A 281-nucleotide genomic window follows, 5' to 3' on the forward strand; every position below is an offset into this window, starting at 1 on the left:
TCCAGGCCGTCGGAGACGACCTCCCACAGCGACTTCTCGGAGTCGATGTTCTCGCGATTCTGATCCACGTAGGAGATCTTCACGGAGTCGCCGATGCGCAGCTCGCCGCCGTCGATCGGCTCCTTGCCCACGATGGTCTTGAACAACGTGGACTTGCCGACGCCGTTGGGGCCGATCACGCCGACGATGCCGTTGCGGGGCAGGGTGAAGGACAGATCCGAGATCAGCGAGCGGTCGCCGAAGCCCTTCTGCAGGTCCTTGGCCTCGATGACCAGGTTGCC

General features: G+C 63.7%; 1 protein-coding gene. It reads right to left on the reverse strand.

What is annotated here, in order from left to right; translation table 11 throughout:
• On the reverse strand, positions 1 to 281 hold a 281-nt coding region (locus tag IG178_RS25065), incomplete at both ends, for an ATP-binding cassette domain-containing protein (RefSeq protein WP_193215281.1).

Source organism: Neoluteolibacter marinus (genome assembly GCF_014904755.1).
GTDB lineage: Bacteria > Verrucomicrobiota > Verrucomicrobiia > Verrucomicrobiales > Akkermansiaceae > Haloferula > Haloferula marina.